We start from the raw sequence: 22,191 nt of genomic DNA on the forward strand, positions 1-22,191 counted from the left end.
CTGATAAGACCGTTTAAATCGCCGATTATAAGTACGCTTTAGAACTACTTATCGATTTAAGCTTATCGACTTAAGCGTTAGCGATCAGTAAGTTTTCACCAGTCATCTCGCTTGGGACTTCTAGCTCCATCAACGAAAGTATCGTTGGCGCGACATCACTTAATCGGCCACCGCTACGTACTTTGACATCCTTGTCACCAATATAAATCAGTGGCACATGCTCAGTGGTATGCTGAGTATGCACCTGCCCGCTCTCATAGTCTTGCATCTGCTCACAGTTACCATGATCAGCAGTAATAAGCATATCTCCACCAGCGGCGCGCACCGCTGTCTTAACGCGGCCGATACAGACATCTAATGCCTCTACCGCCTTGACTGCTGCATCAAAGATACCGGTATGCCCTACCATATCGCCATTAGCATAGTTGACGATCAGCACATCATACTGACCAGACTCAATAGCTTCAATGAGCTCATCGGTCACCTCCGGCGCACTCATCTCTGGCTGTAGGTCGTAAGTTGCCACATCTGGTGAAGGCACTAAAATGCGCTCTTCTCCAGTAAACTCCTCTTCACGGCCGCCACTGAAGAAAAAGGTTACATGCGCATACTTCTCTGTCTCGGCGATGCGTAGCTGCGTCTTACCTTGGTTTTGTAAGTACTCGCCTAAAGTGTTGCTGAGTGATGTCGGATGATAAGCGATGCTCGTTTTGGGGTTGTCCGCGAGCACGTCTGAGTACTTAGTCAACATAACAAAAGCGGCGAGCCTTGGCTGCTTATGACGCGCAAAACCTGAGAATTCATGATCAGGCAGTACAAAAGCTTGTGCCAATTCACGCGCACGATCAGAACGGAAATTCATAAAAATTACCGCATCGTCATTCTCGACAGTGCATGGGGTTTCGCCATGCTCGATAACGGTAGTTGGACTGACAAACTCGTCAGTCTCGCGCGCTTTATAGGCTGCTTGAATGGCGCCATCCGCCCGCGTTGACATGCGCTCCGCTTTCCCTTCGGTAATCAGCTCATAAGCTTTTTGTACGCGATCCCAGCGGTTATCACGATCCATAGCATAGTAACGACCGATGATACTGGCTATCTGTACGTTGCCTTCGTAGTGCGAGTTTAGTTTATTTAAATACTCTCGCAAACGATTGATATATTTATCCGCAGATTTAGGCGGCGTGTCACGACCATCTAAGAAGCAATGTACAAAAACGTTTTTGGCACCGTGAACGAGCGCGGAGTGACACATACCCTCAATATGATCTTGATGCGCATGCACACCGCCATCAGAGAGCAGGCCCATAATATGCACATTACCGCCAAGCTCATTAGCCGCTTTTACCGCACCTACTAGCGCTTCATTCTTGTAAAACTCACGACTCTCAAGCTCGCTTGAGATGAGCGTTGAGTCCTGGTAAAGAATACGTCCAGCGCCCAGATTCATATGACCGACTTCAGAGTTACCAAACTGACCCGGCGGCAGTCCGACGTCTTCTCCTGAGCCTGAAATTAATCCGTGCGGATACTGCTGATAAATCTGATCTAAGTTTGGCATATTGGCGGCAGCAATAGCATTATCGTCATTTTCTTCACGATGCCCAAAGCCATCTAATATCATTAATACGTGTGGCGTTTTTTTATTTTGCTGATCGCTGTACTGGGTCTTGTCGTTGATAGACTCTGATGGTTGTTGCTTACTAGCCATAGATTACCGCTCCTCAAATGAATGAAAACCTGTACTGCTTAAATAGTGAGATATTGTCAATCGAATACATATACGCAACTGGGCTTTATTGATTCAGACAATATAAAGTGGTCTATATTAGCACACATCTTGAAATTGCTGAAAAATCGGCTTTTTATCTTCCTCTCTACTGATATATGGCAACTATTCGTGTAAATAACAAAGGGTATCAATCTGTAAATCAGACTTGCAATACCTAATTTCATTGGTTAAGATAAAACTATTCTGAAGTGTTGGCTAGTAGATGTTTATTCCCTGAGCCGATAATGCTTTACCAGGATGTGCTACCTATTGCTTCATTGTGTATGCCTGCACTGCTTGCAGTGTATCAGGAAACCTGCCGAGGTAATGACACATCCGCCCTGAACTTCACGGTTCATGGGTTACCATCTTACGGCGACACTTTGGTTGTTACATTCGGTTAGGTGTTCTTATTTATAGCGAATACAGTAATATTCAATAAAGAGAGCACCAACCACCAAAAAGCCCCTATCTTATGCAGATAGGGGCTTTTTTTATGGACGTTCAAAATAGGAAATTAAAATTTTTAAAGACCCTACAATCTTAAAGACCACCCAAAGCGATACAAAAACCTAGCACTATAAGAGATTGAGCATTACTGGCTATTCGTCATTAGCCGATTTAGTGATTTTTTTGACATCTTTAGGTACATTTTTGGCCGTGCCATCTACTGTCGTATGCTGCTTAAACACATCGCTGAACGGGTTTTGTTGCTGTTGACCGAATGGATTTTGTTGATTGTTCATGCCGCCAAACGGGTTCTGCCCGCCCATACCGCCAAACGGGTTTTGACCACCCATGCCGCCCATACCACCAGCGCCGCCCATTTGCTTAGCCATCATCTCCATCATCTTCTGCTGATTATTCATAACATAATTATTGGCTTTATCTTTGAGCAGCTTTTGCACTGGCGGCAGGACGACCAATAGCGCTAATACGTCGCTAATGACCCCAGGTATTAATAGTAAGATGCCAGCAACCGCCATCGCGACACTTTTTAGCATAGTAGATTCTTGCGGGCGCATAGCTGGGTTCATCATACCGCCAGCTTTCATCTGCTGCGCCATCGGGTTCAGAGCTACCATACCTTTACGTATAAGCGAGATACCGATCACTGCGGCAATAATAAACCACATAAATACAAGCCAGCCACTGGTGAACTGGGCAATCAAATACCAAACCAGCATCTCAATAATAAACCAAACAATGGCAATCCCAACTATCTGACCCATGACGTGTCGTCCTTAAAATAAACTTAAAAAATTAAAATGGCTAACATATGATGTATATGGGGATGGCTTGCTATACTATCAAACTTGTAGCGCATTTTTAAGTAAATAGTCATCTGATAAATGACTTTATATTGACCTAGATGCGAAGACAGTAATCACTAGCAAAACAATCAAGATAGTGGAGAGTTATGGCAATTATCATCGGAATCGATCCGGGCTCACGTATGACAGGGTATGGCATCATACGGCAAACAGGCGACAAGCTGAGTTATATAGATGCCGGCACCATTCGCACCGATACCAAAGAGATGCCTGAACGCTTAAAACGTATCTTCAATGGTTTAACTCGCATCACTCAGCATTACCTCAAATACGCTGATGAGCCTATTTATACCGCTATCGAGCAAGTATTTATGGCCGAAAACCCAGATTCAGCGCTTAAATTAGGGCAAGCACGCGGCGCCGCTATCGCCGCTATGGTGGCGCTAGATCTAGAAGTATCCGAATATACCGCTCGGCAAATCAAACAATCAGTCTGCGGCTATGGCGCGGCAGCTAAAGAACAAGTGCAAGATATGGTATGCCGTATTTTGACCTTAGAGGTGGTGCCGCAGCAAGACGCCGCTGATGGTCTCGCCTGCGCCATTTGTCACGCGCACTCTAGCCACTCAATGAATAAGCTCATTCTCAATAGCGCACTACGAGGCCGCAGCTCCTCTAAGAAAAAGGGTCGCTGGCGTTTAAACGAAGAGGATTTAGGCAACCTAAATTGACAGTATCAGTTATGTTCTAATAAATAGATCAAAAGCTATAAAAAATTTTGTAATAAAAAAACGCGCTAATATCAGCGCGTTTTTACGATATGGCGGTACAGGTTTGTTAGGTTCTAGTTTAGATAGACCACTACTTATTCAGAGCTATTGTCCACTAACGTACTTTCGATCACTCTATCTAGTACATAAGCGTATTGTGAATCGGCATTATCGACTAATACGGTATCAGTATCTGTCTTGAAGCGCTGCAGACGCAATATCTCATTATGCTGACCATCATGCTGATAACCATCAATGCTGCCTGCAAAGTCCATATATTGCCCTTCGCTGGTCTTTAAGCCTTGATCATCATAAGTGATTGGCCGTACTTGCAAGCACATCTGCGTCTCATTATCCTGACACGGCGCTGATTCCGCTGCCACTTCCCAAAATATAGTCTCGCCATTACTATTGTACTTGGCTTGTAATGTCAGTCTACCTCTCCAAACTAAAGTACTATCATCGCTAGTAACTTGCGTTAACATTGGGGTTTCAGCGTTACTGGCCGTAGCTGATATGCTGATCTGACTCTCCCCTTGCATAAGCTGATTAAGCTTGGTTTCCGCTTTATCAAGCTCGCCACAAGACATTTTGGTACTCATACTTTCACTAATCGTCAATGTATCACCTGTGAGCGCAAAAGATGCGCCCATCGTGTTGCAGCCAACGCTATAGTTCAAGATATCATTGTTTTGCGAATTAACCAGCAAAGTCACTTGTTCTTTGATAGGCGTAAGCGAGGTAATCGGCTGATCGTTATTATCCGTCGCTGTCGCTAATACCCAGCGGTAATCACTAAGCTTGGTCAATAGCTGATCCTCAGCACTTATTGACTCAGCAGTGCTAACGCTATCATTAGCATCAACCTCTGCTGCCACTTCACGCTCTTCAGTAGCCGCAGCATTAGCATCCTCATTATCTGCTACTGGAGCGTTGTCACTACAAGCACTCAAAGTCATTGCCGCTGCTAGCAAACTGGGCAAAAAAGCCGTTTTTAACGTGGTTCTCACAGCTGGTGGGTTCGTCGTCGTTAGCATAGGCAATCTCTCTTTTAAAACAAGTCTAAATTTTTACAGGTTTACGTTACTTTTTAGGGTTTACGTTACGTGGATACTATTTATAATTATTCATCACACTTATCGCAATAAACGACTATACCAGTATAGACTGAGCCGTTTATTGTTTATATATCTTAGGGCTTATATATCTTATTTAAGAGTCAGACTTAGGCTTTGCCATAACCTTAATGCTAAAACGCTCATGCATGCTGTTATAAAAGCGTGCAAGATTGTCGCCTTGCTCTAAAGGATTGACTTTCAGAGCCTTACCGAAATCAAGACCTAAATACAGTACGATATCAGCAAAAGTGAGATGATCGGTGACTAAATAGTCGCGGCCTTCAAGGGCATTGTCAAAGTAAGGTAACGCTTTAACAGCGCGAGCGATAGACGGCGCTACAAACTCTGGTACTTGCTCGACCCGCTGAGCTTTAGAAGGGTGGCTATGCTGAAACGCTAGCATATAATTGTACAGTACTTCAAACTCAGCAATACGGCGCATAGCACAGACTTGCGCGCGCTGTACCACATCATTACCCATCACCGAGCGCTCGCCATAAACGCGGTCAAGATATTCGCAGACTGCCTGCGAGTCATTGAGCACAGTGCCATCGCCTAAAGTCAGCACTGGCACAGTTTGCATTGGATTGATATCAGTAAAAGACTCTGAGAACTGCTCATTGCGAGCAAAGTCAATATCCACCACACTCAGATCATTCATATCGTCAACATCGATGCCTTTTGAGGCCAATAGAATAATCGCTTTACGTGGATTGGGTGCCGTGCGCGTAATATATAGCTTTTTCATAGTAACTTCCCTGTAAGTGAATGAGTTTTGGTTGACTGTAAGAGCTTTAGTATGGTTAATTAGCATGACTAATTCGCACTGTTCATTAACCGTACTAAATAATATTTATTTTAGCTTTATGTAACGCTGCCTAATGGTCAACCTACTTTGCTTATCATAGCAAACTTGATTAAAACTTTTGCTACGAATAGTAAAAAAGCTCTACAACTTTATGTCATAGAGCTTTTATTGAATACTGGCTATTAAGTTACTTTTTATTAAAACCACATATTAAAGCCACGTATTACAGTAACGTCTTAAAGTAACTTAATTCAAAGCCGCTTATTTGTTTGGCGCTGGAGTGGTACGCAAATAAGGCTTCACTTCAGTATGGCCTTTTGGATAGTTAGCAGCGATATCTTCGTTTTTAACACTCGGTGGAATGATAACGTCATCGCCTTCTTTCCAATCAACAGGCGTGGCTACATTGTACTCATCCGATAATTGCATAGCATCAATGACGCGCACGATCTCATCAAAGTTACGGCCACAGCTGGCTGGATAAGTCAGCGTTAAGCGCACCTTTTTATTTGGATCGATAATAAATACGCTACGGACTGTGGCAGTATCATCAGCGTTGGGGTGAATCATGTCATAAAGATCAGCCACTTTACGATCGGAATCGGCAATGATAGGGAAATTCACGGCAGTGCCTTGAGTTTCTTCAATATCCTTCGCCCAGCCCTTATGATCATCTAAACCGTCTACTGACAAGGCGATTGGCTTGACATTACGTTTTTGAAACTCGCCGCCTAGCGCTGCGGTACGGCCCAGCTCTGTCGTACAAACTGGCGTGTAATCTGCAGGATGTGAGAAAAGCACCACCCAGCTATCACCTGCCCAATCATAAAAATTAATACTGCCTTCGGTTGTGACTGCATCAAAATTTGGAGCGTCGTCACCTAAACGTAAAACTGCCATAATAGTATCCTTGTTATTAGTGTTTGAAATTATTAATGTTTCAGCGTCAGCGCCTACAGGGCTGCCACGCTGTATTGTTATCATAGCTATATAACGTTGTACAACTATATAGCTATATCTAGTAAACAAGCTTCTTAAGTTTACCAAAACAGTTATGAATGTCTTGTAAGATATTGTAATGCGCTTATTCTGTTTAGTGATAAGCAAAAAGCCCACTCCTAGATTACTAGAAATGGGCTCATTTGCAAACTAATATTGATAGTTCATGTTGATAGTTAAGATCAATACCTAAGCGGGCTTATAACTATCACGTAAGCTGACGATTTGATTGAATACTGGCTTATCGCTACTGTGCTCTTCGCTATCTGAGATGAAGTAACCTTCGCGCTCAAACTGGAAGCGCGTGCCAGCATCCGCGTTCGCAAGCGATGGCTCCACGACCGCATTTAACACCGTCAAAGAATTCGGATTCAGCGCCTCATGCACATCACTTACGCTACTGGGATCTTCTGCGCTAAATAAAGGCTCATAGAGTCGTACCGTTGCTGGCACACCTTGATCGGCTGAGACCCAATGAATGACGCCTTTGACTTTTCGGCCTTCAGGATTATTGCCTAGTGTCGCCGGGTCAATAGTTGCTTTGAGCTCAACCACGTCGCCATTATCATCGGTAATGTGCTCAGTGACCGCAAGCACATACGTATTACGCAAACGAATTTCAGGTTTTTCTGGGGATAGGCGCTTATAACCCGCCGGCGGCTCGATCTCATAATCGCCTTGATCGATATAAAGGGTTTGGGTAAAAGGAATCTCGCGCGCGCCCATCTCGACGTTAGGATGCTTGGGCTGAGTCAGCCATAAGGTTTGACTGTCTTCATCAAAGCGCGCGGCGACGCTATCAGCTTTTAAATCTTGCCACTGGCTCACCGCCTCGGTGAAGTTGGTAATCGTGACTTTTAACGGTTTGAGTACTGCCATACCGCGTGCGGTGGTCGTCTCCAAAGATTGGCGAATACTGAACTCGAGCAGGCGCATGTCAGTGACGCCATCGGCTTTGGCGATACCAACGCGAGCACAGAAATCACGTAGCCCCTCTGGCGTATAGCCACGGCGACGCATACCCGCTATTGTTGGCATACGCGGATCATCCCAACCTTCAACGATGCCTTCATCGACGAGCTGCTTAAGCTTACGCTTACTGGTCAAAGTATGATCGACATTTAAGCGGCTAAACTCATACTGATGCGGCGGTATGTCAAAGCCAATCTTCTCGATAATCCAGTTATAAAAGGGACGATGATCCTCAAATTCTAGTGTACAGAGTGAGTGAGTAATACCTTCTATAGCGTCCGACAAAGGATGGGCAAAATCATACATCGGATAGATGCACCATTTATCGCCCGTTTGATGATGCTCTTGATGCATGACCCGATAGATAATAGGATCGCGCATATTCATATTGGCATCAGACATATCGATCTTGGCACGCAGCACGGCTTCGCCATCGGCAAATTTGCCATCTTTCATATCGGCGAAGCGCTGCAAATTGTCTTGCACGCTAGCATCGCGCTGCGGCGAGGGCTTGCCAGGCTCGGTAAAAGAGCCACGGTTATCACGGATTTGCTCAGGGGTTTGCAAATCGACATATGCATCGCCTTGCTCGATCAATTGTACCGCCCACGAATGCAGCTGATCAAAATAGCTCGATGCATGTAGCGCCTCGCCTGCCCACTCAAAGCCTAACCACTGGACGTCCTTTTCTATATTGTCGATATAGTCCTGCTTTTCAGCGGTCGGATTGGTATCGTCATAACGCAAATGACAAAGGCCATCGAACTCTTCAGCCACCCCGAAATTAAGACAAATAGACTTGACGTGTCCTAAATGCAAATAGCCGTTAGGCTCAGGCGGGAAACGGGTCACGATTTGCTCGTATTTTTGCTCTTTTATATCTTCACGAATAATATTACGAATAAAGTCGTTTTTCGGCTCATCTTTTTTGACATCATTGCTCGCGTTATTACTAGGTTTAGCACTCATCAACTATTGCTCCTAAGCCACTTATTAGCGGCTTGAATTAAAATAATTATAAAATTAAGAATAAAGGTAGAGTTGCGTTATTCTATCAGCTTTTGCAAACTCATTAACAGCTAGATACATGACATCAGGCAAAAAAGCCGTTAGACTGACCTCTAAATTAACACTGCCTCTTATGAGCGAAAAGGAATATCTATGCATGCTATCAAAACATTCGGGTTTGCCAGCTTATTTGCCCCTTTGTTTATATTAGGTTGTGCCAGCACCAATACTAACAACACAATGGTTTCAGACACTCAGCCCAATTCACTTTCCAACACCAACAATCAGGAGACAACCATGAGCGATATGCCAGTAGTACAGTTAGAGACGTCAATGGGTGATATCACTATTGAACTCAATGAAGAAAAAGCACCAAAAACCGTAGAAAACTTCTTAAACTACGTCAACTCAGGTCATTATGAAGGCACTATCTTTCACCGCGTTATTGATGGCTTTATGATTCAAGGCGGCGGCATGGACGCCCAAATGAATGAGAAAAAAACCAACGCACCAATCGAAAACGAAGCGGATAATGGCCTTAAGAACGATAAAGGCACTATCGCTATGGCGCGCACTCAAGACCCGCATTCAGCCACTAGCCAGTTCTTTATCAATGTCAAAGACAACGACTTCTTGAACCACTCGGGCAAAAACATGCAAGGTTGGGGTTACACGGTATTTGGTAAAGTCACCGACGGTATGGATGTGATTGAAAAAATGCGCAGCGTTGCAACAGGCCGTTTTGGTATGCATGCTGATGTGCCAAACGAGCCTATCACTATCAACTCTGCTAAAGTCGTTTCTCAATAAGCAAACGCTAGCTGAGAAAGATAGCTGTAGTAATATCAGTATAAAAGCGATCCAGCGGAACTGGAATTAATTTTGTGCAACATCGAAACAGCGTAGGCACAGCACGCTAGGAAAATTTATACCAGTTCCGCGCTAAAATATAATTAGAAACACTCATTAGGATAATTATAAATGCAAACCTTTAATCATCTAATAACCACTCGCCCGCATGATGTACGGCAAGTATTAATTAGTGATCTGCATTTATCGCTAGACGAGCCTGCCCTTGTGCAGGCTTTTTTGGCGCTGCTTGATGACTGCCTCGCTCTGCCGAATCTCAAACGCTTGTTTATTTTAGGCGACTGGTTTGAGGTTTGGCTTGGCGATGATGTTTATTTGTCATTGGCAGATGACGATAGGCAAGCGCATTGGCTCACGCCGCTCATTAATAAGCTCAAACAATTACGAGTCAAAGGTTGTGAAATTTTAGTCATGCACGGTAATCGTGATTTTTTGTTAGATCGCGGTTTTCTCAATTTATTTGGCGGTGAGCTGATTGATGAACCTTATAGCCTAGACGTTGGTAAACAAAGCTATCGCTTAGAGCATGGCGACGCGCTATGCAGCGATGATAGAAAGTATCAATGGTTTCGAAAGGTGATACGTCACCGGCTGAGCAAATGGTATCTACTCAATAAATCCCTATCGAGGCGCCTAGCCATCGCTGATAATATGCGCGCGAAGAGTAAGCTCAATAACCGCACCAAAGACGCCTATATCATGGATGTCAATGAGCAGTCGGTCACGCAAGCGGTCGCTGATAACGATGCGCTGCTACATGGTCATACCCATAGACCCAACGTTCATACAACGATCAATGGTAAAACGCGTTACGTGCTCGGTGATTGGCGGCATATCGATACCGAAACGCGCCTGCCAAAGGTGAGCGCAGTGATTGGAGCGGTTGTGTCAGAGACGCACTCAGCAGAGGCTGAATTTAGCTTAGTTGAGTTTGTCTACTCAGTATAAACCCAGCTGGTATAAGCGTATAAAGAGCGCTTTGTGCAGCAAAACCTAACTATAATAACTGACATCTATAATAATGGATACTCATCACAAATATCGTCACAGTAAACATAGCCCTAGTAAATACTATGCCTCAACCTAATCTCGTCATTCTTATTCACGGTCTGCATCAAGCGGCCTTTGTTATGCGGCCACTGGCCAAACGCTTGCAAGCACGAGGGTTTGATACTCATCAATTTGGCTATCGCAGCATGCGCGACGATATCAAAACCAACAGTGCCCGCTTAAACACTTGGCTTGAGAGTCATCATCGCCCTGATCAGCCAATTGATCTGGTTGGTCATAGCTTAGGCGGGCTGATAATCCGCGATTTTGTCGCTCATTATCCGCAGTGGCAGATTGGACGCTGTGTGACTTTAGGTACGCCCCATTTGGGCAGCGTCAGTGGTGATTATAGTTGGCGATTAGCGCCTTTTATTGTCGGTAAATCATACGAGCAAGCTTTAGACGGCACGGTTGCGTCTTTGCCTGACGATATTGAGCTTGGTGTAATCGCTGGTAATAAAGCACAGGGATTAGGTCAGCCGATTTTGAGCTACCACAATCGTAAACGGCGTAAGGCTGATAGCGACATAGAAGACAAAAGCTTAGCTCATGACGGCACTGTATATGTCACTGAGACTCAGCTCGCCGGCGCTACTGACCATATCATCTTGCCCGTCACTCATACTGGCATGCTAATGAGTACAGAAGTCGCTCGGCAAGTGATTTGGTTTTTGGATCATGGGCGGTTTAAGCATATAGCGATTAACCTTTAACGCCCATACCTTGTTTAAGCTCGGCTTTATGCTCCTCAATCACAGGTATCAAAGTCTGCATCACCCACTCATGACGCCAACCTTGTAAGCCCTCTGGCAGATCAGCTAAGTCTTTCTCATAAGCAATGACTTCATATAGCTGATGCAGCCACTTTTTGCGCATCAATACATTCGCTGGTATACCGATTTTCTCTGCTTGTATCTGGGTCGCATGTTGAACGGCTTTTGACAGCGCTTTGTTCTTGGAGCGATAAGGCGCAGGCAGTCTCGGCGGACGCTCGGCAGGCGCTAACTGCTCAGCCTGCTTAATCTCCTTGAGTAGCTCTTCACCATAGAGTCTGAGCATACTACGGTGCATAGTGGTCTTGTGCGCAAGCTCGCGCATAGATTTGGGCTTTTCAGTGATAATCTCGCGTACCGCTTGTTTTTTTATCACAAAGGTGCGCGGCTGATTGGTCGCACGCGCTAGCTGTTCACGCCAACTGGCCACCGCTTGCAGTATTGCCATTTGCTGCGTATCGTAGCGATAGTCCGCCATGGTTAAGTACATATCCTCATCAGCAACCTGCTGCGAGTCATACAGCTCTTGAGCATAGAGCTGACAATCCGCCCAGACATACTCGTACAGGCCTTGCTTTTTTAGCTCGTACTCTAAGCTCAAATATAGCGCTGGCAAAAAACGCACATCATCTATCGCGTACTGTTCTTGCTCATCAGATAGCGGCCGACGCAGCCAGTCGGACTGACTTTGTTCCTTATCAATATGCATATCTAGCTGATCATCGAGCGCTTGCTGGTAGCCCATCTGCAACTGACCGGTTAAATACGATAGCGCAATTTGCGTATCAAAGATATTGGTCAGCGGCGGGCAATCAGATAGTAAGTAAAAAATGCCTAAATCCTCGCCACAAGCGTGCCAAATGGCGACATCAACTGCGCTTAGCGCTTGCCAGACGTCCTGTAACTGTAACTGCGGGGCATCTAATAAATAGATATGCTCGCCTACGTTTATCTGCACCAAAGCCAAGCGCGGATAATAAGTATCGCGCTTGATAAACTCCGTATCCAGTGCCACCCGACCACAGCTTTTCAAAGCCTCAATGACGGGTGTCAATTGGGACTGCTCTTTGATCCAAGTCACCGGTAGCTCATCAGCGCTATCAAGTAAAGCATCAATATCAGGCTTTGTAGGCAAGGCGTTTGATGCAAAAATGGCTGGATTATCAAGCGGCTCTATAGTGTTATTATCAGTAGCTATATCATCTTGCGAAGTGGTTAGCGTTGTCAAAGAGGAGTTAGACACGGGCAGATACCTGCTTAAATTGAAAAGTTAATGAGCCGATTATAACAATATCGGCGTATTAATTGGGCGAGTGTCATTTATTTCAAAAATAAAAAACTAGGCATAACGCCTAGTCTATTGAGTCGTCAACGAATAAAAAACGCTGCATTATAAAAAAGAGCGGTTTTGTAGCGCTTGGCCTAAAGTCATACTATCGAGATACTCAAGCTCACCGCCCATCGGCACCCCTTGTGCTAAGCGAGTGACCTTTTTGACATGGCGACTGGCCGCTTCACTAATAAAGTGCGCCGTCGTCTGCCCCTCTACCGTCGTGCCAGTCGCTAGTATCAGCTCATCTACCGGCTCGTCTTTGACCCGCCAGACCAGCTGATCGATATTGAGATCATCGGCGCTAATGCCATCGATAGGCGACAAGTGACCACCCAATACAAAGTACAATCCGCGATAGCCCGCCGTTTGCTCTATAGCCATCACATCGGCGGCAGTCTCGACCACACATAGCTGGGTATTATCACGTCTTGGGTCTTGGCACAGCGGGCAGATACTCTCATCACTGAAGCTATGACAGCGCTGACACTCCACAATCTCACGCATCGCTTCATCTAGAGCTTGTGCTAGTGCCATGCCTTGCGGGCGCTTTTTGCTCAGCAGATACAGTGCCATACGCTGAGCACTTTTTTGACCGACACCAGGCAATACACGCAGCTGCTTGACTAGCTGATCGAATTTGGCAGTAAGCAAATTATTATCCTTTTGCAATTATAAAAACGGACGTTATAACTTAATCTATAGTTATAAAAATGGGGTCGTATCGTGACGATAACAACCCCATCTATTGACTACTACAGTCAGTATTTATACGCTTTTTATGTTATTTAGCAATGAGTTATCGCTTAGAACATACCTTGCATACCTGGTGGTAGACCCATACCTGAGGTCGCGCCAGCCATTGTCTCTTCGTACAGATCATCGGCCTGACGAACAGCATCATTGATAGCGGCGGCGATTAGATCTTCGATCATATCAGGCTCATCTTCTAAAAGACTAGGGTCGATAGATAAACGCTTAACCACATGGCGACCGGTCATCGTCACTTTGACAAGGCCACTGCCCGCTTCTGCCTGCACTTCTTTATTGGCCAGCTCTTTTTTGGCTGACTCAACATTGGCTTCGACTTTCTTTTGCATGGATTGTGCTTGTTGCATCAAGGCTTGAATATTCATAATACTCTCTTTGTCTTTGTAATCCGGGTGAATTTAGATAAAAATAAAACGTTAAGCTAATTATAGCGTTATCTTTATAAACTGTCTAAGCCGCGAGCCAAATCTTTGATAATATCTTCAGCATCCTCCAGCCCTACAGACAGTCGAATTAGGCTATCATTAACTCCTGCCTCAGCGCGAGCCTCAGCAGTTAAGCGAAAGTGCGTCGTCGTCGCAGGGTGGGTGATTGTCGTCTTAGCATCGCCTAGATTGTTGGTGATAGATACCATTTGTGTCGCATCTATCACTTGCCAAGCAGCGGCTTTGCCATCTTGCGTACCATTAGCAGAATCGGTCGCTTTGACTTCAAAACCCATAATCGCGCCATAAGCGTCTGCCATATGATGCTGGCGTGTTGCAAGCTTGTGCGCTGGGTGGTCTTTTAGCCCAGAGAAATGCACAGTGCTAACGTTTGGATGATTCAGCAAAAACTCAGCGACCTGATTGGCATTATGACAGTGAGCTTGCATACGCAGTTTGAGCGTCTCAAGACCTTTGGTAAATACCCAAGCGTTAAAAGGACTCATACTGATACCACCTGAGCGCACTACTGTGAACGCCTCCTGCATCAGCTTGTCGCTGCCGACTAAAGCGCCGCCCAACACGCGGCCCTGTCCATCTAGATATTTAGTCGCTGAGTGAATCACCACATCCGCGCCTAAGTCTAGCGGGCGCTGAATAGCAGGAGAGGCAAAACAGTTATCAACAACCAATAGCACATCGTTGGCCTTTGAGAGCGTGCTTAAAAAGCCAATATCGCAGATTTGCGCTAGCGGGTTACTCGGGCTTTCGCAGTAGATGAGCTTTGTATTTGGCTGCACGGCCGCGGCCCAAGCATCATTGTCAAAGCAGTCAACGTAACTGACCTCGACGCCGAATTTAGCCATATAATTATTGAACAGTCCAATAGACGAGCCAAACAGCTGATTGGCTGCCAGCAAGTGATCGCCTGCTTTTAGGTAAGCCAAACACATAGTCAAAATAGCGCCCATGCCAGAGGCGGTGGCGACTGCGCGCTCGCCATTCTCAAGCGCAGCTAGGCGGCGCTCAAAGGTACGCACGCTTGGATTAGTATGGCGCGAATAGACATTACCCGTCTTAGTACCATTAAAATGTGCGGCGGCATCACTCGCCGACTCATAGACATAGGAGCTGGTGGTAAAGATAGCCTCAGAATGCTCACCTTCATCGGTGCGATGCTGTCCGGCACGTACGGCGACGGTTTGCATACCATAATCGAGGCTTAAATCTAAGGCATCTGAGCGCCAGTTACTATCTAAACCACTGTCGTTGCTACTTTCCAAACTACTAACGTTGCTATTTTGTTGTGCTGGCGATTGGCTCATAAGTATTCCGTAGTGAGGGTTGAGGCTGCAAGGAGAATCGATACTACTATTGGTAAACGTTTTAAACTGCACAATATCATATCATGACTGCGCTTTTCAGACACCTACTACGCTTTTTTTTGTCACTAGGCTCCAACTTTTGGTTATTCACCAGCCGCTGCTACGGATTAAAAAATTTAACGTATTTTTTATAGGCAGATACCTTTGTACCTGCTAAGCTTGGCAAAAATATTTGTGCGGATTGTTCCAACAATATATTTGCTAAGCAAGATATGATTATCTGTAGCGTCATACTAGTACAGTGTTGATGTTGATATTAATACTGATGTTGCTGTTACTGCGTATTACTATTAATTAAAGCCGCGGTGTAGACCGCTCAGCCAATCTTTTGAGTGTATTGAGGCCATCTTATGATGTCGATGTTGGATGTTTATTCTAGTAAATTGACGATGAGCCTTACTCTTGGGTTGTCATTGAGTTTGGTTGGCTGTCAAAGCTTACCGCAGCAGCCGCACTTAGCACAGAGCAAAGAGCTCTCTGAGCGGGTTAATGCTATGTATACTAATAAGACAAAGGCTCAAGATGAGCCAATCACTCCAGATTCACGTTTGGACTCAGGTATAGAAGATAGCAACGTCAATACCGAAACTGATGATACCGCCAATGCCAATAATGATACTGACTTAGTCGCGACCATTAGTGAGCAAAATAAAATCCATCCTGATTTATCAGGGTATCATCCAATTGTCACAGGCGCCAATGCGTTTGCCTCTCGTAGCATATTGACCGATATGGCGACGCGCAACATCGACGCGCAATATTATATCTGGCATGATGATCAGGCCGGTCAACTGCTGCTAAAAGACTTATGGGAAGCGGCTGAGCGCGGCGTTATCGTGCGCTTATTAATAGACGACTTTAATAGCAGCGCTGCGCTTGATCAGCAGTTATTACGTTTTTCAAGCCACCCTAATACAGCGGTCAGAATTGTTAACCCTTTGATGCACCGTAAGTTTCAAGCGCTCAACTTCGTCACTGGTCTGCCTCGTATCAACCGGCGCATGCATAATAAAAGCATGACTTTTGATAAGCAAATCACTATCATCGGTGGCCGCAATATTGGTAACGAATACTTAAGTAATGATCAAAACAGCCAATTTGCTGATTTAGATGTGCTGCTTATTGGTAAAGTAGTCGCAGATATTGATAATAGCTTTGGCAGTTACTGGTCCGCGCCTATCTCTTACGATATCGAGACGTTAGTAACTTTAGATGAAGATGGGCCGACGGACTTTATCGAGGGACTCGATCAGCTCGGTACCAATGAGAAAAGTGATAACCAAAGCAGCTTATCGGTATATAAGTCAGCGATTGCGGACTCTTCTATCGATACTGATTTATTAAATAAGCACATTCCTTTTCGCTGGACGGATATGCAGTTTTTGAGTGACGATGTCGGTAAGCTGACCAAGTCTGTCCCTGCCGATACTAATCTAGTGCAGCAGCTACGTACCTTGCTTGGGCGCCCTGATAAAGAGCTGACGATCATCTCTTCTTACTTTGTTCCCACCAAAGATGGTGTCGATACGTTAGTAGAGCTGGCCGACTCTGGCATTAATATTAAGATACTGACCAACTCTTTTGATGCCACCGATGTCACCGCTGTACATTCTGGCTATAGTCAATGGCGACCTAAGCTACTCAAATCAGGTATCAAGATATATGAGCTAAAATCTACTGCTAGTGAAGAGGATCGCGAAAACAAGCTGTGGAAAGCGCGCAGTCAGTCCTCAACTAGCTTGCATGCTAAGACCTTTGCTATTGATGATCATCAAGTCTTCATTGGTTCCTATAACGTCGATCCCCGCTCAGCGAATATTAACACAGAGATGGGCGTTATCATCAATGACGATGAGCTGGCGCGGCAGCTGCATGAAGCGCTCAGTGACGACTTATTAAGCCAAGCTTATGAAGTCAAATTAACCGATGACAATCATTTGCAGTGGCACACTATGGAAAATGGTGAGAAAAAGGTCTATGAAGCTGAGCCGCGAGTGGACTTATCCGATCATATTTGGCTAACTATTATGTCGTGGTTACCTATCGATTGGCTGCTATAAATAAGCTTTAATCTAAAATAATGTACAACACCCTTTTATCTACCCTCTGTTTTATTTTCGCACAATTTTAACTTTTTATTTATCGTCAACGGCCATTGTGATGACCGTTGTAATGCTTTGCTTGTATATGGGAAAATAATCGACCATGCCTTCTCGTCCTCAATATGCGCTCATGTCTGGTAAAGATAAAAACATGGTGATTTTTGTCTGCTTGACGAGTGCTATCACTTTTTTTGACTTTTTGATCTACTTGTATATGGCAGATTATATCTCTTCTGCTTTTTTCCCAGCCAATATCGATTCTGGCATGACTCGCCTACAAGGGCTTGGGTTATTTGCTGTCGGTTATTTGGCTCGTCCGCTTGGCGGCATTTTGTTTGGTCGCTATGGCGATATGAAGGGACGTAAGCCCTTATTGCTTATAAGTATGCTTGCAACCGCGCTTTGTATGGTAGGTATAGCAATACTACCGACTTATGCTCAGTGGGGCGTAATAGCCCCGAGCTTATTTATTATTTTGCGCCTAATACAGGGAATGGCGTTTGGCGTTTATGTACCTTTGGCTTGGATTTATATTGCTGAGCAAGTCCCGCGTCAGTATCTGTCAGTGGCCTGTAGCTATGTGACAGCAAGCTTTTTTGTGGGCGTGTTATTTTCTAACGCTTTTTTTGTCTGGCTAAACAGCTCGATGACGCCTGTTCAGCTCTTGGATTATGGCTGGCGTGTACCCTTTGCTGTCGCTGCTCTGCTAAGCTTCTTGCCTTTACTGGCATGGCGCTTCATTAACGAATCACCGTTTTTTATTGAAATGCAAACCCGAAAACCTTTACGAGGCGTTAGGCAGCCGCTCACTTTATTATTTAAGTACTGCAAGCATTCTATCTTTTTGGGCCTCTTACTCAGCCTCATGATTGCTAGCATCACGACGGTAGTGGCTTTACTACTGCCAAGCCTGATCGAGTTAAGCTTTAGTTTAGATAATGATCTGTTTGTTTTTTCGCATAGTTTGGGCATTGTCTTTATGATTTTTGGCTGTGTCTTTTATGGCATTGTGTCCAACCACGAAAACTTTGGTAAAATTTTGGTTTTCGGATCAATTTTATTAATCGGCCAGATATTTGCCTTTTATTATCACCTGCAAACTGGCGGCGATTACATCTTGATTATGTACGCTCTACTTGGGTTTTTTGCTGGCATTGTAGGCATGATACCGGCTATTCTTGTACAGTTATTTCCGACTAATGTACGCCTGACGGGTCTCGCTTTGTCTTATAATGTGATGTATGCGATCGTGGGCGGCCTGCTGCCTTTTGCACTCGGTTATGCCACCTTTTATATCAGCATCTCGCCTGCTCTGTACATCGCTTTTATCGGTGCGATGAGTATTATGGTTGGTTTATATTTTTATCATCTACCAGAATCGAAACAACTGAACCGAGTGATTTAATAGCGCTATATACTTTGGCTGTGAATGTTACCGATGATGTCAACGCTACCATAGATTCGATTTGAAATAAATAGAGTGCTATGACGCAGGCCTCAATGCTTGATTAAAATAACCGTATCAAAATGAGTGCTGCGCCGGATAATATGCCCGACAACCTACTATATACCTAGTTAAAATCATACACATCGCTGCAATGCTTTAAAATGCTTCAAAAATGCTTTAAAAAAGAGTTCTATAGTTATGATAGATATGACCAATAAACGCTTATCCGTTGCCCCTATGATTGACTGGACAACGACTGATTATCGTTATTTTGCGCGCCTGTTTAATCCGCACGTTTATCTGTATACCGAGATGATCAGCACAGGAGCGCTCATATACGGGAACCGCGCGCGGCACTTGCGTTTTGATGAGCGCGAACATCCTATTGTTCTGCAACTTGGCGGCGCTGATAATGCGGATATGACCCAATGCGCCGAATTTGCTCAGCAGCATGGTTATGATGAAGTCAATATCAATGTGGGCTGTCCCTCTGATCGCGTGCAGCATAACAAGATAGGCGCTTGCCTGATGGCAGAGCCCGCTACGGTCGCAGATTTAGTCAAGCATATGCAAGCAGCGGTCGATATCCCAGTGACAGTCAAGCATCGCATCGGTATCGACGACTTTGATAGTTATGAGTTTATGAAAGAATTCGTTGAAACTGTAGCAGCGGCAGGCTGTACTCGCTTTATCGTTCATGCGCGTACCGCTTGGCTACAAGGTCTGAGCCCCAAACAAAACCGCGAGATACCGCCACTGCGCTATGAGGATGTCTACCGGCTTAAGCAAGAGTTTACTGAGCTTGATATTGAGATTAATGGCGGTATCGAAAGCGTCGATGATATCGCAGAGCACTTAAAGTACATCGATGGGGTGATGATCGGCCGCGCTTTTTATCAAAACCCTTATTTGCTCGCAGAAGCGAATAGCTTATGGGGCGAGCCTGCACCAAAACGCTCTGATATCTTGGCTGAGATGTACCCTTACTTGCGTCAGCAGATCGAGCTTGGCGAAGCACTACCGACGATGGCGCGGCATTATTTGGGTCTGTTTCAAGGCTTAAGTGGCGCGCGCAGATGGCGACAGGCTTTGAGTGGTAAACCTAGCTTGACGATTGAGGATATTGAACGAGCTGCCACGGAAGTGCTCGCGCTAAATCCTGGAATTTAATTAGCGTTACGTACGCGTAAAAGCTTATCAGCTGATAAAAACTAACCTTAGCATTCGTTAAGCTAGAACCTAAATCAGTCATAAAAGCGCATCAAGCTAAGCAGCTTGTGCTAGATACTGCCACATCGCCAAGCCGTTATTAAAGATATGCAGCGCTATCGGCAAAAAAAGAGACCCTGACTTGTAGCGCGCATAACAAAATATTAAGGCGAGCACGACGATAGTGCTGATCTCATATAGCCCATACTGCAAGTGCATCACCGCAAACACTAAGCTGGTAATCAAACTTGCCATCAGTGCGCCGTGCGCTTCTGACTGTGCTAGACCGTCAGCTTTTGATAGCTCTGTTTTATCGAACTTTATGGCAAACTGCTCCTTGAGCGCAGACCAAATAACACCTCGAAACACGAGCTCTTCATAGATAGGCGCGATCACCACCATCGCAATGATTAACAGCCATACCGAGCTGACCGAATCATACAAAGGATCAACGAACAACGAAGGGGATTTATCCAACCAGTATGTCAGCGCTTGACTACCAATCATAAACAGTAATAGTAGCCCAAAGCTGCCGATAGCGACTTTTAGTGAGAACGACTTGAGCGCTAAATAATCACTAACTTGCGCGCCTTTTAAGCGAATAATAAGCGCTATTAAAATGCTCAAAAATACACCGCTAAAGACAATCGAGCTACTAACGATGGTGCCATTGCCGCTAGCAAAATAAAACAAGTCAGCCGCTGTTTGGGATTTAGTAGAAGGTAGTAATAGCTTGCCGGCGATATAGATACCTAATAGCTGACTACCAAAAAAAGCAAACACCATTGCCACCAGCAGTGCTAACGCTTCCCATAAAGAAAATAGCGGCGTTTTTGCTGTTTGCGGTATAGCGTCTAGTGAGTTTGCAGATTTCGACATAGATAAGAGCTCAAAAAATAATAAGCGACGCCATTTTATAAAACAGCTTAAGTATTAAGATATACTGCTATTGAGGCAGCTGCTGCTCAATGATATCAAGCACCAATGCTGATACGGACTCTGGGTGCTCAAGCGGGAACATATGACCGCCAGCATGCGTCTGAAAGTCTATCCCTAAACGCGCTTTGACTTGTTGGGGGAATTTACGTTTCAAAAATATACTCTCCTCACCAATGATGAGCTGAGCAGGCGGCTTAGGTCCTTCATTAGGAGTCAGCCAATACATGGATGGATTGGTTCGAAACACTGCCACCTCATTCTTTTTGGAGATCGCTAACGTTACTTTGCCATCAGCGCGCTCGTGTAAGCCGTGCTCGATATACCCCTGAAAGCTACGCTCGTCAAAGTTCTTAAAGAAGGTTTTATGACGCATTTGCTCATAAGCGTCATCACGGCTGTCCCAAACATCGCGGCGATGTTTTGAGATACCGGAAGGTGACATTTTGTCCATCAAGCGGTGGTTCATCATCGGCACTTTATCTAGCGTCTTTGCCACATGCATCAAAAAACTACTCCGCCCATATATCAGTGGCGGATCCATCAGCACGGCTTGATTAAAGTGTTTAGGCGCTCGGTACAGCGCTTGCAACGTACACAGCGCGCCCAAAGAGTGGCCAACTGCCACGACTTGTGTGACGCCATGACGCTTGCACGACTCTGCCACACTATCGATGACCTGTTGGGTCAGACTGCGCCAATTATTGTCTACCGGATAGCCGCTTGTCTCTCCTAGCATAGGGATGTATTCAATCGTGAAAAACTCAGCAAGTCCGTCAAAAAAAGGCGCATAAACGGCGCTTGGCATGCCATTAGCATGCGCGAAATGCAGCACTGGCTTTTGGGTTAGCTTTGATACGGGCAAGGAGGCAAATCTCTGCGCCTTGTGGTCATTCTCATTCATGTAAGCTCTCTATTATTTTGATTATTAGGGCGTGTTGAACATTCGACCTTGGCACTGACAGAGACTATTTTTTAGGCGATTTGCAGATAAAAATGGTAAGTTTAGTCGTTCTAAGCGTCTATTTTTATCAATAAAGCGGCAAAAAATAGTCCTGTCCCTGTTGTTGTAGTGCGGGCTGATGCTAAAATCGCCCTAGTCGTTGCGACTGTTTAAATAAAATCAGCTAGCCAATGCAATAAGCATTATCTGCAATTTTAACGACGACTAGA

Annotated in this window: 19 protein-coding genes and 1 other RNA gene; 8 read left to right on the forward strand and 12 right to left on the reverse strand. The window is 45.0% G+C overall.

Annotation, left to right across the window (positions count from 1 at the left end; all coding sequences use genetic code 11):
- Positions 1 to 70: 70 nt before the first annotated feature.
- Positions 71 to 1,711, reverse strand: coding sequence for a 2,3-bisphosphoglycerate-independent phosphoglycerate mutase (gpmI, locus tag JMY03_RS03385; protein WP_201601047.1), 1,641 nt, complete (start codon positions 1,709 to 1,711; stop codon positions 71 to 73).
- Positions 1,712 to 1,969: 258 nt separating this feature from the next.
- On the opposite strand from gpmI, the gene ssrS reads away from it, so the two are divergent.
- Positions 1,970 to 2,165, forward strand: a non-coding RNA gene (ssrS, locus tag JMY03_RS03390) — 6S RNA.
- 208 nt (positions 2,166 to 2,373) lie between these two features.
- Here the strand turns inward: ssrS and JMY03_RS03395 are convergent.
- Entirely contained in the window at positions 2,374 to 3,003 is a 630-nt protein-coding gene (locus JMY03_RS03395) for an FxsA family protein (RefSeq protein WP_025647331.1), read from the reverse strand.
- Between the two features lie 188 nt (positions 3,004 to 3,191).
- On the opposite strand from JMY03_RS03395, the gene ruvC reads away from it, so the two are divergent.
- Positions 3,192 to 3,776, forward strand: a complete 585-nt coding sequence (ruvC, locus tag JMY03_RS03400; protein ID WP_201601049.1) for a crossover junction endodeoxyribonuclease RuvC — start codon at positions 3,192 to 3,194, stop codon at positions 3,774 to 3,776.
- A 134-nt stretch (positions 3,777 to 3,910) separates the two neighbouring features.
- Here the strand turns inward: ruvC and JMY03_RS03405 are convergent, their stop codons facing one another.
- The 4 genes from JMY03_RS03405 to JMY03_RS03420 form a co-directional block, all read right to left on the reverse strand.
- Positions 3,911 to 4,852, reverse strand: a complete 942-nt coding sequence (locus JMY03_RS03405) for an META domain-containing protein (RefSeq protein ID WP_227675469.1) — start codon at positions 4,850 to 4,852, stop codon at positions 3,911 to 3,913.
- Positions 4,853 to 5,027: 175 nt separating this feature from the next.
- Complete coding sequence (locus JMY03_RS03410) at positions 5,028 to 5,681, reverse strand: glutathione S-transferase family protein (protein WP_025647338.1); 654 nt, start codon at positions 5,679 to 5,681, stop codon at positions 5,028 to 5,030.
- 321 nt (positions 5,682 to 6,002) lie between these two features.
- Positions 6,003 to 6,641: a peroxiredoxin gene (locus JMY03_RS03415; protein ID WP_201601052.1), complete on the reverse strand. Its 639-nt coding sequence runs from the start codon at positions 6,639 to 6,641 to the stop codon at positions 6,003 to 6,005.
- Positions 6,642 to 6,929: 288 nt separating this feature from the next.
- The gene (locus JMY03_RS03420) at positions 6,930 to 8,681 is read right to left on the reverse strand and encodes a glutamine--tRNA ligase/YqeY domain fusion protein (RefSeq protein WP_201601055.1); all 1,752 of its coding nucleotides are present in this window, start codon (positions 8,679 to 8,681) and stop codon (positions 6,930 to 6,932) included.
- A gap of 336 nt (positions 8,682 to 9,017) precedes the next feature.
- Between JMY03_RS03420 and JMY03_RS03425 the strand changes: the two genes are divergently transcribed.
- From JMY03_RS03425 to JMY03_RS03435, 3 genes are all read left to right on the forward strand, one after another.
- Complete coding sequence (locus JMY03_RS03425; protein WP_025647344.1) at positions 9,018 to 9,530, forward strand: peptidylprolyl isomerase; 513 nt, start codon at positions 9,018 to 9,020, stop codon at positions 9,528 to 9,530.
- A gap of 171 nt (positions 9,531 to 9,701) precedes the next feature.
- Complete coding sequence (locus tag JMY03_RS03430) at positions 9,702 to 10,538, forward strand: UDP-2,3-diacylglucosamine diphosphatase (RefSeq protein WP_201601058.1); 837 nt, start codon at positions 9,702 to 9,704, stop codon at positions 10,536 to 10,538.
- Positions 10,539 to 10,663: 125 nt separating this feature from the next.
- On the forward strand, positions 10,664 to 11,353 hold the full coding sequence (locus JMY03_RS03435; protein ID WP_201557709.1) for an alpha/beta fold hydrolase: 690 nt from the start codon (positions 10,664 to 10,666) through the stop codon (positions 11,351 to 11,353).
- On the opposite strand, the gene JMY03_RS03440 is transcribed toward JMY03_RS03435, so the two are convergent.
- The 4 genes from JMY03_RS03440 to JMY03_RS03455 all read right to left on the reverse strand — a co-directional run bounded on the left by JMY03_RS03440 (position 11,343) and on the right by JMY03_RS03455 (position 15,147).
- Entirely contained in the window at positions 11,343 to 12,656 is a 1,314-nt protein-coding gene (locus JMY03_RS03440; protein WP_201601061.1) for a ribonuclease D, read from the reverse strand. The two genes, JMY03_RS03435 and JMY03_RS03440, sit on opposite strands and share 11 nt — an antisense overlap.
- A gap of 147 nt (positions 12,657 to 12,803) precedes the next feature.
- Entirely contained in the window at positions 12,804 to 13,397 is a 594-nt protein-coding gene (recR, locus tag JMY03_RS03445) for a recombination mediator RecR (protein ID WP_201601064.1), read from the reverse strand.
- 152 nt (positions 13,398 to 13,549) lie between these two features.
- Positions 13,550 to 13,879 carry a YbaB/EbfC family nucleoid-associated protein gene (locus tag JMY03_RS03450; protein ID WP_201601067.1) on the reverse strand — a complete coding sequence of 110 codons (330 nt, stop codon included), beginning with the start codon at positions 13,877 to 13,879 and terminating at the stop codon, positions 13,550 to 13,552.
- Positions 13,880 to 13,953: 74 nt separating this feature from the next.
- A complete protein-coding gene (locus JMY03_RS03455) occupies positions 13,954 to 15,147 on the reverse strand; it encodes an O-succinylhomoserine sulfhydrylase (protein ID WP_313884530.1) in 1,194 nt (397 codons plus the stop codon).
- A gap of 536 nt (positions 15,148 to 15,683) precedes the next feature.
- Here JMY03_RS03455 and JMY03_RS03460 point away from each other — a divergent pair.
- The 3 genes from JMY03_RS03460 (at position 15,684) to dusA (ending at position 20,043) form a co-directional block, all read left to right on the forward strand.
- Positions 15,684 to 17,384, forward strand: coding sequence for a phospholipase D-like domain-containing protein (locus JMY03_RS03460; RefSeq protein ID WP_449314254.1), 1,701 nt, complete (start codon positions 15,684 to 15,686; stop codon positions 17,382 to 17,384).
- Between the two features lie 145 nt (positions 17,385 to 17,529).
- A complete protein-coding gene (locus tag JMY03_RS03465; protein ID WP_201601072.1) occupies positions 17,530 to 18,831 on the forward strand; it encodes an MFS transporter in 1,302 nt (433 codons plus the stop codon).
- Between the two features lie 240 nt (positions 18,832 to 19,071).
- Positions 19,072 to 20,043 carry a tRNA dihydrouridine(20/20a) synthase DusA gene (gene dusA / locus JMY03_RS03470; RefSeq protein WP_025647362.1) on the forward strand — a complete coding sequence of 324 codons (972 nt, stop codon included), beginning with the start codon at positions 19,072 to 19,074 and terminating at the stop codon, positions 20,041 to 20,043.
- Positions 20,044 to 20,139: 96 nt separating this feature from the next.
- On the opposite strand, the gene JMY03_RS03475 is transcribed toward dusA, so the two are convergent.
- Together JMY03_RS03475 and JMY03_RS03480 are read right to left on the reverse strand one after the other, a co-directional pair.
- A complete protein-coding gene (locus JMY03_RS03475; RefSeq protein ID WP_227675470.1) occupies positions 20,140 to 20,961 on the reverse strand; it encodes a CPBP family intramembrane glutamic endopeptidase in 822 nt (273 codons plus the stop codon).
- A 67-nt stretch (positions 20,962 to 21,028) separates the two neighbouring features.
- The gene (locus JMY03_RS03480) at positions 21,029 to 21,922 is read right to left on the reverse strand and encodes an alpha/beta fold hydrolase (RefSeq protein WP_201601075.1); all 894 of its coding nucleotides are present in this window, start codon (positions 21,920 to 21,922) and stop codon (positions 21,029 to 21,031) included.
- Positions 21,923 to 22,191: the final 269 nt, after the last annotated feature.

The sequence above is a fragment of the Psychrobacter submarinus genome, from assembly GCF_904846685.1.
Classification (GTDB): Bacteria; Pseudomonadota; Gammaproteobacteria; order Pseudomonadales; family Moraxellaceae; genus Psychrobacter; species Psychrobacter submarinus.

Excerpts from the sequence above, each read along its gene's own strand:
- gpmI (WP_201601047.1), bottom strand. The coding sequence starts at position 1,711 with ATGGCTAGTAAGCAACAACCATCAGAGTCTATCAACGACAAGACCCAG.
- JMY03_RS03395 (WP_025647331.1), bottom strand. The coding sequence starts at position 3,003 with ATGGGTCAGATAGTTGGGATTGCCATTGTTTGGTTTATTATTGAGATG.
- ruvC (WP_201601049.1), top strand. The coding sequence starts at position 3,192 with ATGGCAATTATCATCGGAATCGATCCGGGCTCACGTATGACAGGGTAT.
- JMY03_RS03405 (WP_227675469.1), bottom strand. The coding sequence starts at position 4,852 with ATGCTAACGACGACGAACCCACCAGCTGTGAGAACCACGTTAAAAACG.
- JMY03_RS03410 (WP_025647338.1), bottom strand. The coding sequence starts at position 5,681 with ATGAAAAAGCTATATATTACGCGCACGGCACCCAATCCACGTAAAGCG.
- JMY03_RS03415 (WP_201601052.1), bottom strand. The coding sequence starts at position 6,641 with ATGGCAGTTTTACGTTTAGGTGACGACGCTCCAAATTTTGATGCAGTC.
- JMY03_RS03420 (WP_201601055.1), bottom strand. The coding sequence starts at position 8,681 with ATGAGTGCTAAACCTAGTAATAACGCGAGCAATGATGTCAAAAAAGAT.
- JMY03_RS03425 (WP_025647344.1), top strand. The coding sequence starts at position 9,018 with ATGAGCGATATGCCAGTAGTACAGTTAGAGACGTCAATGGGTGATATC.
- JMY03_RS03430 (WP_201601058.1), top strand. The coding sequence starts at position 9,702 with ATGCAAACCTTTAATCATCTAATAACCACTCGCCCGCATGATGTACGG.
- JMY03_RS03435 (WP_201557709.1), top strand. The coding sequence starts at position 10,664 with ATGCCTCAACCTAATCTCGTCATTCTTATTCACGGTCTGCATCAAGCG.
- JMY03_RS03450 (WP_201601067.1), bottom strand. The coding sequence starts at position 13,879 with ATGAATATTCAAGCCTTGATGCAACAAGCACAATCCATGCAAAAGAAA.
- JMY03_RS03455 (WP_313884530.1), bottom strand. The coding sequence starts at position 15,147 with ATGCAAACCGTCGCCGTACGTGCCGGACAGCATCGCACCGATGAAGGT.
- JMY03_RS03460 (WP_449314254.1), top strand. The coding sequence starts at position 15,684 with ATGTTGGATGTTTATTCTAGTAAATTGACGATGAGCCTTACTCTTGGG.
- JMY03_RS03465 (WP_201601072.1), top strand. The coding sequence starts at position 17,530 with ATGCCTTCTCGTCCTCAATATGCGCTCATGTCTGGTAAAGATAAAAAC.
- dusA (WP_025647362.1), top strand. The coding sequence starts at position 19,072 with ATGATAGATATGACCAATAAACGCTTATCCGTTGCCCCTATGATTGAC.
- JMY03_RS03475 (WP_227675470.1), bottom strand. The coding sequence starts at position 20,961 with ATGTCGAAATCTGCAAACTCACTAGACGCTATACCGCAAACAGCAAAA.
- JMY03_RS03480 (WP_201601075.1), bottom strand. The coding sequence starts at position 21,922 with ATGAATGAGAATGACCACAAGGCGCAGAGATTTGCCTCCTTGCCCGTA.